Consider the following 13723-nt stretch of genomic DNA (forward strand, 5'->3'; position numbering starts at 1 on the left):
GGTTTCCGCGATGTCCGATACCGTTCTATCCACCCCAGCCTTCACCGGCATCCCGCCGCGCATCGCCCTGGTCGGCAATCCCAACTGCGGCAAGACCGCCCTGTTCAACGCGCTGACCGGCGCCCGCCAGAAGGTGGCGAACTATCCCGGCGTGACGGTCGAGCGCAAGATCGGGGAGTTCCTCAGCCCGGCCGGCACCCGCGTGCAGCTCGTCGACCTGCCCGGAACCTACAGCCTGCGCGCCCGCTCCCCCGACGAGGAGGTGACGCGCGACGTCGTGCTGGGCCGCTTCCAGCATGAAGCCCCGCCGGACGTGATGGTGTGCGTCGCCGACGCCACCAACCTGCGCCTGCATCTGCGGCTGGTGCTTGAGTTGAAGAAGCTCGGCCGGCCGATCATCCTCGCGCTCAATATGATGGACGTGGCGGAGGCGCGGGGCTGCCGCGTCGATGCGGCGGCCCTGTCGGCGGCGCTGGGCGTGCCGGTGGTGCCGACGGTGGCGATCAAGCGCACCAGCGTGGTTGGGCTGCTCGACCAGATCGACCGCAGCATGATCGCGATGACCGCCGCGCTGGCCCCCTCCTCCGGCAGCGCCCCCGCCAACTCCCCCTGCGGCTGGAGCGAACCTTCCGCCCTCGACCTGCGCGCCTATCATCAGGAGGTCGAAACCATCCTGGCCGCCGCATTGCGCGATGCCGGTCGGCCGTCGCTCGCCACCCGCCGCATCGACGACGCCCTGCTGCATCCGGCCATCGGCCTGCCCTTCCTGTTCCTGGTTCTGTTCCTGATGTTCCAGGCGGTGTTCGCCTGGGCCGCCGTGCCGATGGACATGATCGACAAGGGGCTGGGCTGGATTCAGGCCGGCGCCGGAGCGGCCCTGCCCGACGGCCTGCTGAAAAGCCTGCTGACCGACGGCATCATCGCCGGTGTGGGCAGCGTGGTGATCTTCCTGCCGCAGATCCTGGTGCTGTTCTTCTTCATCCTGATGCTGGAATCCACCGGCTACATGGCGCGGGCGGCCTTCCTGCTCGACCGGCTGATGGGCGGGGTCGGGCTGCATGGCCGGGCCTTCATCCCGCTGCTGTCCAGCTTCGCCTGCGCCGTCCCCGGCATCATGGCGGCCCGCACCATCGAGAACCGCGCCGACCGGCTGGCCACCATCATGATCGCCCCGCTGATGACCTGCTCGGCCCGGCTGCCGGTCTATACGCTGATCATCGCCGCCTTCGTTCCCGACCGGACCGTGACCGGCGGCATGATCGGCTTGCAGGGGCTGGTGATGTTCGCCCTCTATGCCGCCGGCATCCTGTCGGCGCTGGCCGCCGCCTTCGTGCTGAAACGCACGATCTTCAAAGGAGCCCGCGAACCGCTGCTGATGGAACTGCCGTCCTACCGGCTGCCCAGCCCGCGCGACATCCTGCTTGGGCTGCTGGAGCGGGCACGCATCTTCCTGGCCCGCGCCGGCACGGTGATCTTCTCCATCATGATCCTGCTGTGGTTCCTCGGCAGCTTCCCAGCGGCGCCCGACGGCGCGACCGGACCGGCCATCGACTACAGCTTCGCCGGGATGCTCGGCCATGCGCTGGCCCCGCTTCTCGCCCCCATCGGATTCACCTGGCAGATCGCCATCGCGCTGGTGCCGGGCATGGCGGCGCGCGAGGTGGCGGTGGCGGCACTCGGCACCGTCTATGCGCTGAGCGAGACGGGCGATGCGCTCTCCGGCTCGCTGGCCGGCGTGCTGGCGGCGGACTGGAGCCTGCCGACGGCTTTGTCGCTGCTGGCGTGGTTCGTGTTCGCCCCGCAATGCGTCTCCACCCTGTCGGTGGTCAAGCGGGAAACCAACAGCTGGTTCTGGATGCTGGTGATGATCGTCTACATGACGGCGCTCGCCTATGGCGCCGCCTTCGTCACCTTCCACCTGTCCAGCGCCCTGCTGGGAGGGTGAGCCATGATGGAAAGTCTTCCCGAAACCATCCTTGTCGGCCTGATCGTCGTCGCCGCCTTCGCCTGGGTGGCCTGGACCATCCTGCTGCCCGCCCCCTTGCGCAACCGGCTGCGCCGGCTGGCCGGGCGGCCGGTCCCCTCGCAGGCGGGCGGCTGCTCCGGCGGTTGCTGCGGTTGCGAGGCGGCGGGACCGAAACGCGGCAAGCGCTGCTGACGGTCCCGCCGTACCGTCACCAGCCGGTCGGGCAGGACCGGCAGCCGGTCATCAGCGCGTCCTGGAAGATGGCGAAGCGCAGCTTGGCCCCGTCCATGTTCGCGCCGGACAGGTTGGACAGGGCCATCTTCGCCTCCTGAAGGTTGGCCCCCTCCAGGCTGGCGCCGGCAAGATTGATCTTGTCGGCGCGGATCGCCTCAAGATTGGCGGCGGTCAGGTCGCTGCCGGTGAAGTCGGCACCGGTGGCACGGGCGAATTCCAGATTGGCACCGCGCAACCGCGCACCGGACAGGCGCGCTCCCTGGAGAAAGGCGGTGCGCAGGTCGGCGCCGTCCAGAATGGCGCCGGTCAGGTCGGCGCCGCGCAGGTCCGCCTTGCGCAGGTCGGCCCGCATCAGGTTGGCCCCATGCAGATCGGCCCCGGCCAGCGACAGTCCGCGCAGATTGCGATGCCGCAGATCCAGGTTGGGGCAGACGATGCGGGGCCCGAGCGTGCATCCGTTGACGACGCTGGCCCGTTCCTCCTCGCCGCCGCCGACCGGCAGTGCTGCCTCCTCGACAGCCGCCGGAATCGCCGCCGTCTCCATCTCCGCCGCCAGGACGGCGGGAACCGGCGCCGCAAGACAGACGGCCAGGGCGTTCAGGGCCAGGATCCGGCAGAGTTTTCTCGGCAGCGCGGCCTTGCTGTGCGACGTCATGATGATGCCTCCGATGAAAAGGACCGGGGCGGCAACCGCCCCGGCGCTCCATGCTCCGGTTTCGCGGAGCCGGTCACTTGCTGCTGGAGACCTTCACGTCGGCCAGCTTGAACACCCAGAAGGAACCGCCCTGGGTCACGCGGGTGGTCAGGTCGGCCAGATCGCCGCCCCACAGCGGCACCGCGCCGCCATAGCCGGTGGTGATGCCGACATACTGCACCCCGTCCTGCTCCCAGGTGATCGGGGAGGAGACGATCCCCGAGCCGGTCTGGAAGTGCCACAGCTCCTGACCGCTCTTGGCATCGAAGGCCTTGACGAAGCCGTCGCCGGTGCCGGTGAAGACCAGATTGCCGGCGGTCGCCAGCGTGCCGGCCCACAGCGGCAGTTCCTCCTTATGCTCCCAGACGATCTTGCCGGTCTTCGGATCCAGCGCCCGCAGGCTGCCGACATGGTCGTCGAACATCTTGTGGATGCGGAACCCCATGCCGAGATAGGCCGAGCCGGGGTTGTAGCCGACATGCTCGGTCCAGTAATCCTCCTTCCAATGGTTGGCGGCGATGTAGAACAGCTTGGTGTCCTCGCTGTAGGACATCGGGTTCCAGTTCTTGCCGCCCAGGAACGGCGGCGACACCTCGACCGGCTTGCCGCGCTTCTCGCCTTCGGCCGGCAGCGGCGGACGCTGGCCCTCATTCTCGATCGGACGGCCGGTCTTCAGGTCGATGCCCTTGGCCCAGGTGATGCCGTCGACGAAGGGATAGGCCGCCAGCACGCTGTTGGGCTTGTTCGCCTCGCCGCCGGCCGTCGCCAGCTTGGTGCGGTCGGTGACGTAGAAGAAGCCGTTGCGGTCGGCATGCGCCGTCGCCTTCACCGTCTTGCCCGACGCGTCGGTATAATCGAACAGCACCAGCTCGTTGTTGCCGGAGAAGTCCCAGGTGTCGTTCGGCGTGTGCTGGTAGAAGCCCTTCAGCTCGCCGGTGGTCGGGTCGACATAGGCCTGCCCGGAGGTGTAGAGGCTATCTCCCGGCCAGCGCGCCCAGCCGTTCCAGGGCGCCGGGTTGCCGGTGCCGATGACGATGGTGTTGGTCTCCACGTCGAAGGTGGCGCTCTGCCAGGGCGCGCCGCCGCCGTGGTTCCACGCCTCCACCAGATTGCCGTCCTTGTCGCGTGGCCAGGAGGGGGCCTTGTCGCTGCCGGTCGGGGTGCTGTCCTTGCCGTTCAGCCGGCCCATATGGCCCTCGACCAGCGGACGCATCCAGATCTCGTCGCCGGTGTCGGGATCGCGGGCGAACAGCCGCCCGACCACGCCGAACTCGTCGCCCGAAGAGCCGTGGATCAGCAGAACCTTGCCGGTCTTCTGGTCCTTCACGATGGTCGGTGCGCCGGTCATGGTGTAGCCGACCTTGTGATCGGCGAACTTCTTCTTCCAGACGACCTTGCCGGTGTCCTTGTTCAGCGCGACGACGGAGGCGTCGAGCGTGCCGAAGAAGACCTTGTCGCCATAGATCGCGGCACCGCGGTTGACCACGTCGCAGCAGGGCCGGATGTCGTCGGGCAGCCGGTGGGAATAGCTCCACAGCCGCTTGCCGGTCTTGGCGTCCAGCGCGAACATCCGCGAGTAGGAGCCGGTGACGTAGATCACCCCGTCATGGACCAGCGCCTGGGTTTCCTGCCCGCGCTGCTTCTCGTCGCCGAAGGAGAAGGACCAGGCGGGGACCAGACGCGACACGCTTTCGGTGTTGATCTGCTTCAGGGTGCTGAACCGCTTGCCTTCCACCCCCATCCCGTACATCAGCACGTCGCCGGGATTCTTCGCATCGTTGGCGATGGCATCCCAGGTGACGTCGGACGCCAGCGCCGGACCGGCAGGCGCCGCAGCCAGGAACAGCGCGGCGGCCACGGCCGCGATCCCGGCCAGACAGGCCCCGCGGAAGCGGCGTCGCGGCTTGCCGCCGGTGACGGCCGCAATCGTGCTGTAGGACGAAAGTGTCATGCGTTTCCCCCGATGATTGGCCGCGAAGCGGCAGTTGCGAACACGGCCTTGCGAAGCCGTGCCGGCGATGGCGTCACGCCGGCTCGATCCCGTTCCTGCGGACGGCGGGAGGCGATGCCGTCCCCGGTAGCGGGATGAGCCGAACGTGACGATGTCGCGCCAGAAAGCCGTTGCTTCCTGAATGGCAGGACCCTTTTCAGGCCGGTCTGTGCATCCCGCCCGGCGCACAGCACCATGTCTTGCCGGCTCCAATAGTCTCCCGGGCAGAGCCATGGTTCCATTCGACAATCCGGGGAAGAATTTCTTGACCCAATCCCATGACGACATCCCGGATCGGCCGGGATTTTTTCCCGTCCGATGCCGTACACGGCCAGGATCGGCATCCGCACTGTGGCTCGATTGTGCGAAGGGCGGATGGCGACTGAACCGATGGATAGGTTAGCATTCCGTCGATGGTCGTATTTCGGAGTGGGCGCCGGTGTCGCTGAGGATGCGCATCCTGGCCCTGATCGGGCTTTTCCTTCTGCTGATGGCAACCGCCGGCGGGGCGGTGATGGTCGCCAATGCCCGCGATGCCGTCCGCGCGGAAATGGCCTCCGCCCTCGAACTGGGCGGCGCGCTCAGTCTCGCGGTGGCGGAGCGCGGTGACATCCCCGGCGGCATCGCCATGCTGAACGGGCTGGGGCTGCGCCACCTGCGCTTCATCGGGGCCGACGGCCTGCCGAAGCCGGAGCCGGCCGAACGGCGCGCACCGGACTGGTTCGCCGCGCTGATCGGCGTGGATTTGCAGGAACGGCAGCTGGCGGCGGGCAAGCTGCGCATCGTTGCCGAGCCCTGGGACGAGATCGCCGAGGTCTGGGAGGACATGACCGATCTCGCCGCCGCGACGCTGACGGTCGGCCTGCTGCTGATGGGAGCCGCCTATCTGGCGGTCGGACGTGCCCTGGTCCCGCTGGCGCGGCTGGAAGCCGGGGTGGAAAGGCTGCGCGCCGGCAATTACGCCTTTTCCTTCGATGGCCGCGGCGTTCCCGAACTCGACCGGCTGGGGACCGGAATCGCCGCGCTGGCCCATGGGCTGGCAGCGGCGGAGGCGGAGAACCGGCGGGCCGGCCAGCGCATCGTCGCGGCGCAGGATGCCGAAAGGCGGGAGGTGGCCCGCGAAATCCACGACGAACTCGGCGCCGCCCTCTTCGCGATCAAGGTCGATGCCGGCCGCATCCTGCGCCTGCGGGAGGGTGGAGCCGATGGGGACGCCACCAACGAAGCGGCCGAGCGCGCCGGCAAGATCCTGGACACCGCGGCGGAGGTCCACCGGCTGAGCCGCCGGCTCCTGGCCCGCCTGCGCCCCGCCCTGCTGGACCAGTTGCCGCTGAGCGAGGCGCTGGCGGAACTGGCCGGCGACTGGATGCGGCGCCAGCCCGACGTCGCCCTGACCCTCGCCATCGAGCCGGCTGTGGCGGTGGCGGAGCTGGATGGCTCCGACGACGTGCTGCGGCTGACCGTCTACCGGCTGGTGCAGGAATCGTTGCTCAACGCCTTTCGCCATGCCAAACCGTCGGCGGTCTCCGTCAACCTCCGGGTCGATCCCGAGGCGGTGGAGATCGTCGTCGCCGATGACGGGCCCGGCCTGCCGGACGGCGACGAACCGGCAAGGAATGGCTTCGGGATTTCCGGCATGGCGGAACGGGTGCACACCCTGGGCGGCAGCCTGTCGATCGGAACCGCAGAGGGCGGCGGCACCCGTGTGTCGGCCCGCCTGCCGCGGACTGCCCTGTCGCCCGCCTCTCCGTCAGCATTGGAGCGCATGGCGTGACCCACACCATTCTTCTGGTCGACGACCATCCCATCGTCCGGGCCGGCTGCCAGCGCCTGCTGGCCGAAGCGGCACTCGGCCGCGTGGTGGAGGCGGAGGATGTCGGCAGCGCACTGGATCTGTGGCGGGCGGAGCATCCGGACGTCGTCGTCCTCGACCTCAATATTCCCGGCGACGGCGGCGGCATGGCCGTGCTGCGCACCATCCGCGAGGAAAACCCGGCGGTGCCCGTCCTGATTTTCAGCATGCACGAGGATCCGGCCATCGCCGCCCGCGCGCTGAAGGCCGGTGCCCGCGGCTATGTCACCAAGAACGACGCGCCGGACAGCCTGGCCTCCGCCATCGGCACGGTGCTGGCCGGCCGCATCCATCTGGACAGCGGGCTTGCCCGCGATCTGGCATTGATGAGCCTGTCGCCGCCGTCCGATCCGCTGGCCGTCCTGACCCAGCGGGAGCGGGAGATCCTGACCCTGGTCGGACGCGGCATGACCGCGGCGGCCATCGCGGAGCGGCTGGGGATCAGCCAGAAGACGGTCGCCAACAGCTGCACCCAGATCAAGGACAAGCTGGGCGCCGACAGCGCCCGCGCCTTGATCCGCATCGCCATCGACAACGGTCTCGCCGACTGAACGGCGTCAGCTGCCCTGGGCCAGCGCGCGGCGGAAGGCGTCCAGCGTCTCGGCGCTGACATGGTGTTCGATGCCTTCGGCATCGATGCGCGCCGTGTCGGCGCTGACGCCGAGGGAGCGGAGGAAGGCCACCACCGTCCGGTGCCGCTCCCGGCTTTCCTCGGCGATCCGCCGGCCGGCATCGGTCAGGAACACCGCCCGGTAGGGTTTGCGATAGACCAGCCCGTCGGCCGCAAGCCGGTCCAGCATGCGGGCGACGGTTGGCTGCGCCACCCCCAGCCTTGCGGCGATGTCGACCTGCCGCGCCTCCTGCCCGCTTTCGATCAGGTCGGCGATCAGCTCCACGTAATCCTCTGCCAGGGCGGTCCGCTGGGCCTCCCGCGTCTTGCGGAAGCCTTCGGCATGGAGTTCGGCATCGGGAAGGTCCGCATCGCTGTCAGTCACGCCCCACCCGCCCGGAAAAATGTTCGGATGCTGAAAGTATAGCACCTTGCATACTCGTTGTCCCGGTACATACTTGATTGATACCAGTTCGCATCTTGGCCGGGAGTCACGCCGATGTCGGAAGCCGAAGCCGCCGTGCCACCCCACCGGGCCTGGAGATATGCCAGCCCGGACGGGGAAGTCCGGCCGAGCCTGCCGGAGGTCCATGCCTCCGTCGCGGTGCCGCAGGGCGGCCTGTGGCTGCGCCGGCTGCTGGCCTTCGCCGGGCCGGGCTACATGGTGTCGGTCGGCTATATGGACCCCGGCAACTGGGCGACCGACCTCGCCGGCGGGTCGCAGTTCGGCTATACGCTGCTGTCGGTCATCATGCTGTCGAACCTGATGGCGATCCTGCTGCAATCGCTGTCGGCTCGGCTGGGCATCGTCACCGGACGCGATCTGGCGCAGGCCTGCCGCGACCATTACCCGCGCCCGGTCAATTTGATGCTGTGGGTGGCGTGCGAGGCGGCGATCATCGCCTGCGACCTTGCCGAGGTCATCGGCACCGCCATCGCGCTGAACCTGCTGTTCGGCATCCCGCTGATCGGCGGCGCGCTGATCACCGCGCTCGACGCCTTTCTGGTGCTTCTGCTGATGCAGCGGGGTTTCCGCTATCTGGAAGCCTTCGTGGTGGCCCTGCTGACGGTCATCGCCGGCTGCTTTCTGGTGCAGATCGTCGCCGCAGCCCCGCCGGTTGCCGCCGTGCTGCATGGCTTCGTGCCGACGACCCAGGTGGTGACCAACCCCGGCATGCTCTATGTCGCCATCGGCATCCTGGGGGCGACGGTGATGCCGCACAATCTCTACCTCCACTCCTCCATCGTCCAGACGCGAGCCTATCCGCGCACGGACGAGGGGCGGCGCGACGCCATCACCTGGGCCACCGTCGACAGCACCATCGCGCTGATGCTGGCCCTGTTCGTCAACGCGGCGATCCTGATCCTGGCGGCCAGCGTCTTCCACGGCAGCGGCCATACCGAGGTGGCGGAGATCGGCGAAGCGTTCGAACTGCTGTCACCCCTGCTCGGGCTTGGCATCGCGTCCACCCTGTTCGCGGTGGCGCTGCTGGCGTCGGGCCTCAATTCCACCGTCACGGCGACGCTGGCCGGGCAGATCGTCATGGAAGGGTTCCTGCGGCTGCGGCTGCCACACTGGATGCGCCGGCTGCTGACCCGCGGCCTCGCCATCATCCCGGTGGTGGTGGTGACGGCGCTCTACGGCGAAAGCGGCACAGCCCAGCTTCTGGTGTTCAGCCAGGTCGTGCTGTCGATGCAGCTTCCCTTCGCGGTCATCCCGCTGGTCCGCTTCGTCACCGACCGCGGCAAGATGGGCCGCTTCGTCGTGCCCGGCTGGGTCGCCGGGCTGTCCTGGGCCGTCGCCGGCCTGATCGTCGTGCTGAACCTGAAGCTGCTGTACGACACCGTTCTGGCCTGAGCGCTGTTGTGCATCGGGCGGGACGCTTTATGTGAAAGACTGTCCCAAACGGTTGCGCATCGCCGCGGAGGATCGGACATGACCATCGGCCGTCAGCGAATGATGTTGGTATGGCGCGGCGGGCTTCTTGCCGCGGCCACCCTGCTGTCCGCCTCCTGCGCCAACCCGCAGGCCGAGCTGGCGCTGCGAGCGCCCGAGGCGATGGTCGGGATAAGCAAGGGCAGCCTGCTGTCCTGCGCCGGCGTGCCGGAACGCTCCGCCGTCAACGGCGATGCGGAGTATCTGGTCTACACCCGCCGGCAGACCTTGGTCGACCGCGATGTGGATTGGGAACCCAGCCCCTGGCTCGGCCCGCGCGGACCGCTGCTGTGGCAGCCCGACGTGACGACGTGGTCCCGGACCTACAGTTGCGAAGCGACCTTCGAGCTGCATGGCGGGCGGGTCAGCGCGGTGCGCTACAACGACAGGCGCGATCCCACGCTGTGCTACCAGATCGTCGGAAATTGCATGCGCTAGGCGCCGGCCAGTCGGGCTATCTGGCGGCCTCTCGGCACCCCGACAACGACCGGGGTCCACCGAGCCAAAGATAAGGAGTCGACATGCAAGGCAAAACAACATCATGGCTGCGCCGGGCCGGACTGGCCAGCGGCATTGCGCTGGCCCTCTTCGCCGCCCAGATTTCCGAAGCAGCGGCCGAGACCGTGAAACTCGGTGTCATGGGCGGTGCGGAGGAGGAGATCGCCGAGGTGGCGAAGACGGTGGCGGCCGGCAAGGGTCTGACCGTCGAACTGATCACCTTCTCCGACTACAACATCCCCAACGCGGCACTGGATGCCGGCGACCTCGACGCCAACGCCTTCCAGCACAAGCCCTATCTGGAGGTCCAGATCGCCGCGCGCGGCTATAAGATCGTGCCCATCGGCTTCACCATCGTCGAGCCGATGGGGCTCTATTCCCGCAAGATCAAATCCGTCGGCGACCTGAAGCCCGGTTCCAGCATCGGCATTCCGAACGACCCCAGCAACGGCGGCCGTGCGCTGAACCTGCTGGCGGCCAACGGCCTGATCAAGCTGGCGACCGGCAAGGGCCTGTCGCCGAGCATCCTCGACATCGCTGAGAATCCGAAGGCGCTCAAGCTGGTGGAGCTGGAGGCGGCGCAGCTGCCGCGCGCCTTGGAAGACTTCGACGCGGCGATCATCAACACCGACTATGCGGTGAATTCCGGCCTGACCCCGTCGAAGGACGCGCTGATCCAGGAGCCGCGCGAAGGCAACCCCTACGGCAACTTCATCGCCGCGCGGGAGAAGGACAAGGACCGTCCCGCCCTGAAGACGCTGGTCGACTCCTTCCAGTCCAAGGAGGTCCGCGACTTCCTGGAGACCCGGTTCAAGGGCGCGATCCTGCCGGCCTGGTGACCGATGCCCTGCCGCCTTCCCACCTTTGCGGGTGGGAGGCGGCAAAAGCCCCGATCAGGCGGTCGGGCGGTCAGGCGGCCGGAAGCGGCGAGGCCTGACGGGCAAGCAGCTTCCAGGCTCCGTCGACCTTCTTCCAGACCTGCAGCACCTTGATGTGGGCGGTGTTGGTCTTGCCGTCCGGCAGGTTGTTGACCGAATCGAAGGTGTGGCGGGCGACCGCGATGTCGCCGACCACCTGGATCGCATGGTCGCTGAGGTCCAGCGCCTTGAAGGCGTTCTTGCCGTCGAGGCTGCCGACGAAGGCGGCCTTGTCCTCCAGCCGGCTGTTCGAATGGCCGTAGGTCAGCTGGTCCATCGTCATCGCCCGCAGCGTGGCGCCGTCGCCCGCCAGCATGGCGTCGCGAAGCCCGTTCACCGCCTTCGCCACCGCCTGCTGGTCGTCATCGGCGGCAAACGCGCCGCCCAGCGGTGCGATGGCGGCGGGCATCGCCAGCCCGGCGGCGGCGGCAGCGAGCAGAGTGCGGCGCGAGCGGATGTGGCCGGATTTGAACGCAGTCTTCTTGAGCATGGTGACCCCTCCCATTCGATTGCAGTCACGCCCACCCGGAACGTCGGCGGGCTTGCAATGTGATATACTAGTATCCACGTCAGCGCCACAAACCATTGGGGTGTGCGCCGGTTCGCCGCAGAGGACCGGATCGGCCCCCAGTGGATTTCCGGTTGGCATGCCCCCATCCGCATGGACTATGTGACTTTCCGGAGATCATCTTGTGATTGGCTGCGCCGGACCGGGCGGGCGGCTATGCTCCCGGCCGCGGAGACGGATTTGAGAGCGGGGGAGAGGGGCATGACGACCAGACGGCGAAAGCTGCCACGCAAGCGCAAGGGCCGGCAGGCAACCGCGGTTCGCGGGTCGGCAGGGGAGCCGGTCAACACCGGGCGGCCGTCCCAGGGCGGTTTGACGACGGCGATCAGGGGGACCGCGGCGACCGCAGGCATGGCGGCCAAGGGCCGCGGCCGGGTGCGCTACGTGCCCACGCCGGATGCCGCCGCCGGCCGCTTCCTCAGCCCGGAACAGCAATTTCTGCTGAAGAAGCGGCGCGAGGCCGAACAGCGCGAGGCGAAGGACCGGCGCACCGCCTTTGCCATCATCCTGGTGCTGGTGCTTCTGGCGGCGGGTGCGGTCGCCGGTCTGGTCTGGCTCTGGCGGTCGTCAGCCCTCTGACATCGCCGCGCTCAATGCGTCGCCCCGGCCAGCGCCGCGGCGTAACGTTCGGCCAGCAGCGGGCTGGCGGCGGCACAGGCCTCCGCCACGAGGCGGGAGCCCTGGACATAGGCGTCGGCCCGCTCGACGCTCCAGGACAGCGGGCGTTCGACCGCCAGCGCCTGCAGGATGGAGATCTGCTCGGCAAGCTTGATGCGCTTGGCCCCTTCGGGCGCGGCGGCGAGACGGGCCGCCTGGATCGCCTTGCGCTCGGCAATCGCCTTGCCGACATCCTCCGGTGCATCGCTGACCGCGGCGACGAGGTCGGCGACCTCCTGTCCGAACCGCCGGGCCAGATCGGCGACCGTGGTCAGCCCATCCTCCACCGCATCGTGCAGCCAGGCCCCGGCAATCTCGGCGGGCGTACCGCCGGCTTGCGCCACAAGCTCCGCCGTTTCCGACAGATGCGAGACGAAGGGCGTGCGCGCCCGGTCGGGCCGATAGGTGCCGTCATGCAGTTCCGCCGCGTAACGCAGCGCCGCGATGACCACTTCCTTGTCCATAGACATGTGCTCTCCTCCGCGCCGCGGGCGGGCGGCGGAAGCCATGGCCCGTCCCGGCGGCGACAGTCCGCAAGGATGCCCGGTCGGGCGGCGCCCGCGGTGAAGGCGCGGCGGCGACCGATCCCCGAATGTTCGCAACCGGGTAAGGAGATGCTCCGCCCTCGTGCGGCCGAAGTCCAGGCCCTCGGCCGGCGGCACATCGCCGCGGTCTGACCTCCGGGTTTGGCGGAGCAAGGCGGAAACCGCCTTCGCCCGTTGCACGCGCATCCTCGGCAGCCGGCCTCAGCCCCGCCGCTGCTCCAGTGCCTTGACGGCAAGGCACAGGATCTCGAACAGCATCTGCGCACCGGCCTGGGCGGTGGTGGTGTTGGCGTCATACTGCGGCGCCACCTCCACCACGTCGCCGCCGATGACGTCGAGCCCGGCCAGACCGCGCAGAAGCTCGATGGCCTCCCTCGTGCTCAGCCCGCCAACCTCCGGCGTGCCGGTGCCCGGCGCGAACACCGGATCCAGGCAGTCCACATCGAACGAGACATAGACCGGCCCGTCGCCGACCACCCGGCGGGCCTGCTCGATCACCGCGGGAATGCCGCGCTGCGCCACCTCCTCGGCATGGATCACCGTCATGCCGGACTCGTAGGAGAACTCCCAGAGGAACTCGGTGCTGCCGCGGATGCCGATCTGCACCGTGCGCTCCGGATCGAGCACGCCGTCCAGCACCGCCTGGCGGAAGGGGCCGCCATGGTGGAACTTGGACCCTTCGTAGGGGCCGCCGGTGTCGCAATGGGCATCGAAATGGATCATGCCGACCGGCCGATCCCGTCCCAGCGCCTTCAGGATCGACTGGCTGATCGAATGGTCGCCGCCGACCGACAGCGGGATCACCCCGGCATCCATCACCTTGTTGTAGAAGCTCTCGATGTCGTGATGACAGGCCTCCAGGTTGAAGCGGCTGGACAGCGGCACATCGCCGACATCGGCCATCCGGCAGGCCGCCGACGGCACCATCTTCAGCACATATTCGTAAGGACCGATCCGCTCGATGGTCCGCACCGCCCGCGGACCGAAGCGGGCGCCGGCGCGGTTGGTCACCCCCAGATCCATCGGCACGCCGATCAGCGCAACCTCCAGCCCGCCGAAATCCGGCAGTTCGGGCGCGTCCGGACGGTATGACGCGTCGAGCAGGGTGGACACCCCGGCGAAGGGCTGGGTCCGCCGCCCCCCGGCGGAGAATTGCAGGGCGGCGACACGCTGGAACTCGGGAGAGTGGATGTCGGCGCCGCCGCTGCCGCTGTATTTCTCGCGCAGGCGGTTGAGCTTGTTCGGATCGATCATTT

Annotated in this window: 14 protein-coding genes; 8 read left to right on the top strand and 6 right to left on the bottom strand. The window is 68.5% G+C overall.

All coding sequences use genetic code 11. The features are described 5' to 3' along the window. The first annotated feature begins 10 nt into the window (after positions 1–10). A complete protein-coding gene (gene feoB / locus VH569_RS21380) occupies positions 11–1945 on the top strand; it encodes a ferrous iron transporter B (RefSeq protein ID WP_423317731.1) in 1935 nt (644 codons plus the stop codon). A gap of 3 nt (positions 1946–1948) precedes the next feature. Then, a complete protein-coding gene (locus tag VH569_RS21385; protein ID WP_423317733.1) occupies positions 1949–2158 on the top strand; it encodes a hypothetical protein in 210 nt (69 codons plus the stop codon). Between the two features lie 16 nt (positions 2159–2174). Here VH569_RS21385 and VH569_RS21390 read toward each other — a convergent pair whose 3' ends face one another. Both VH569_RS21390 and VH569_RS21395 read right to left on the bottom strand, forming a co-directional pair. After that, entirely contained in the window at positions 2175–2855 is a 681-nt protein-coding gene (locus VH569_RS21390) for a pentapeptide repeat-containing protein (protein ID WP_423317734.1), read from the bottom strand. 73 nt (positions 2856–2928) lie between these two features. Continuing rightward, positions 2929–4845: a methanol/ethanol family PQQ-dependent dehydrogenase gene (locus VH569_RS21395; protein ID WP_423317736.1), complete on the bottom strand. Its 1917-nt coding sequence runs from the start codon at positions 4843–4845 to the stop codon at positions 2929–2931. A gap of 478 nt (positions 4846–5323) precedes the next feature. On the opposite strand from VH569_RS21395, the gene VH569_RS21400 reads away from it, so the two are divergent. Together VH569_RS21400 and VH569_RS21405 are read left to right on the top strand one after the other, a co-directional pair. Beyond that, the gene (locus VH569_RS21400) at positions 5324–6658 is read left to right on the top strand and encodes an ATP-binding protein (protein ID WP_423317738.1); all 1335 of its coding nucleotides are present in this window, start codon (positions 5324–5326) and stop codon (positions 6656–6658) included. Further along, positions 6655–7287: a response regulator gene (locus VH569_RS21405; RefSeq protein WP_423317740.1), complete on the top strand. Its 633-nt coding sequence runs from the start codon at positions 6655–6657 to the stop codon at positions 7285–7287. Before VH569_RS21400 ends, VH569_RS21405 begins: the two co-directional genes overlap by 4 nt. 6 nt (positions 7288–7293) lie before the next feature. On the opposite strand, the gene mntR is transcribed toward VH569_RS21405, so the two are convergent. Then, entirely contained in the window at positions 7294–7731 is a 438-nt protein-coding gene (mntR, locus tag VH569_RS21410) for a manganese-binding transcriptional regulator MntR (protein WP_423317742.1), read from the bottom strand. A gap of 114 nt (positions 7732–7845) precedes the next feature. On the opposite strand from mntR, the gene VH569_RS21415 reads away from it, so the two are divergent. From VH569_RS21415 to VH569_RS21425, 3 genes are all read left to right on the top strand, one after another. Beyond that, positions 7846–9204, top strand: coding sequence for an Nramp family divalent metal transporter (locus VH569_RS21415; RefSeq protein WP_423317744.1), 1359 nt, complete (start codon positions 7846–7848; stop codon positions 9202–9204). 78 nt (positions 9205–9282) lie between these two features. After that, positions 9283–9720 (top strand): hypothetical protein, encoded by a 438-nt coding sequence (locus tag VH569_RS21420; RefSeq protein ID WP_423317746.1) that lies wholly within the window; start codon positions 9283–9285, stop codon positions 9718–9720. 83 nt (positions 9721–9803) lie between these two features. Beyond that, positions 9804–10619 carry a MetQ/NlpA family ABC transporter substrate-binding protein gene (locus VH569_RS21425; RefSeq protein WP_423317748.1) on the top strand — a complete coding sequence of 272 codons (816 nt, stop codon included), beginning with the start codon at positions 9804–9806 and terminating at the stop codon, positions 10617–10619. 70 nt (positions 10620–10689) lie between these two features. Here the strand turns inward: VH569_RS21425 and VH569_RS21430 are convergent, their stop codons facing one another. Beyond that, positions 10690–11187, bottom strand: coding sequence for a nuclear transport factor 2 family protein (locus VH569_RS21430; protein WP_376962986.1), 498 nt, complete (start codon positions 11185–11187; stop codon positions 10690–10692). 279 nt (positions 11188–11466) lie between these two features. Here VH569_RS21430 and VH569_RS21435 point away from each other — a divergent pair, with 279 nt between their 5' ends. Next, the gene (locus VH569_RS21435; RefSeq protein WP_109050894.1) at positions 11467–11844 is read left to right on the top strand and encodes a hypothetical protein; all 378 of its coding nucleotides are present in this window, start codon (positions 11467–11469) and stop codon (positions 11842–11844) included. Positions 11845–11855: 11 nt separating this feature from the next. On the opposite strand, the gene VH569_RS21440 is transcribed toward VH569_RS21435, so the two are convergent. Then, a complete protein-coding gene (locus VH569_RS21440) occupies positions 11856–12392 on the bottom strand; it encodes an HD domain-containing protein (protein WP_423317751.1) in 537 nt (178 codons plus the stop codon). 276 nt (positions 12393–12668) lie between these two features. Next, the gene (gene speB, locus VH569_RS21445) at positions 12669–13721 is read right to left on the bottom strand and encodes an agmatinase (protein ID WP_423317753.1); all 1053 of its coding nucleotides are present in this window, start codon (positions 13719–13721) and stop codon (positions 12669–12671) included. Positions 13722–13723 lie beyond the last annotated feature (2 nt).

Source organism: Azospirillum sp. 11R-A, assembly GCF_049472615.1.
GTDB classification, from domain to species: domain Bacteria; phylum Pseudomonadota; class Alphaproteobacteria; order Azospirillales; family Azospirillaceae; genus Azospirillum; species Azospirillum palustre.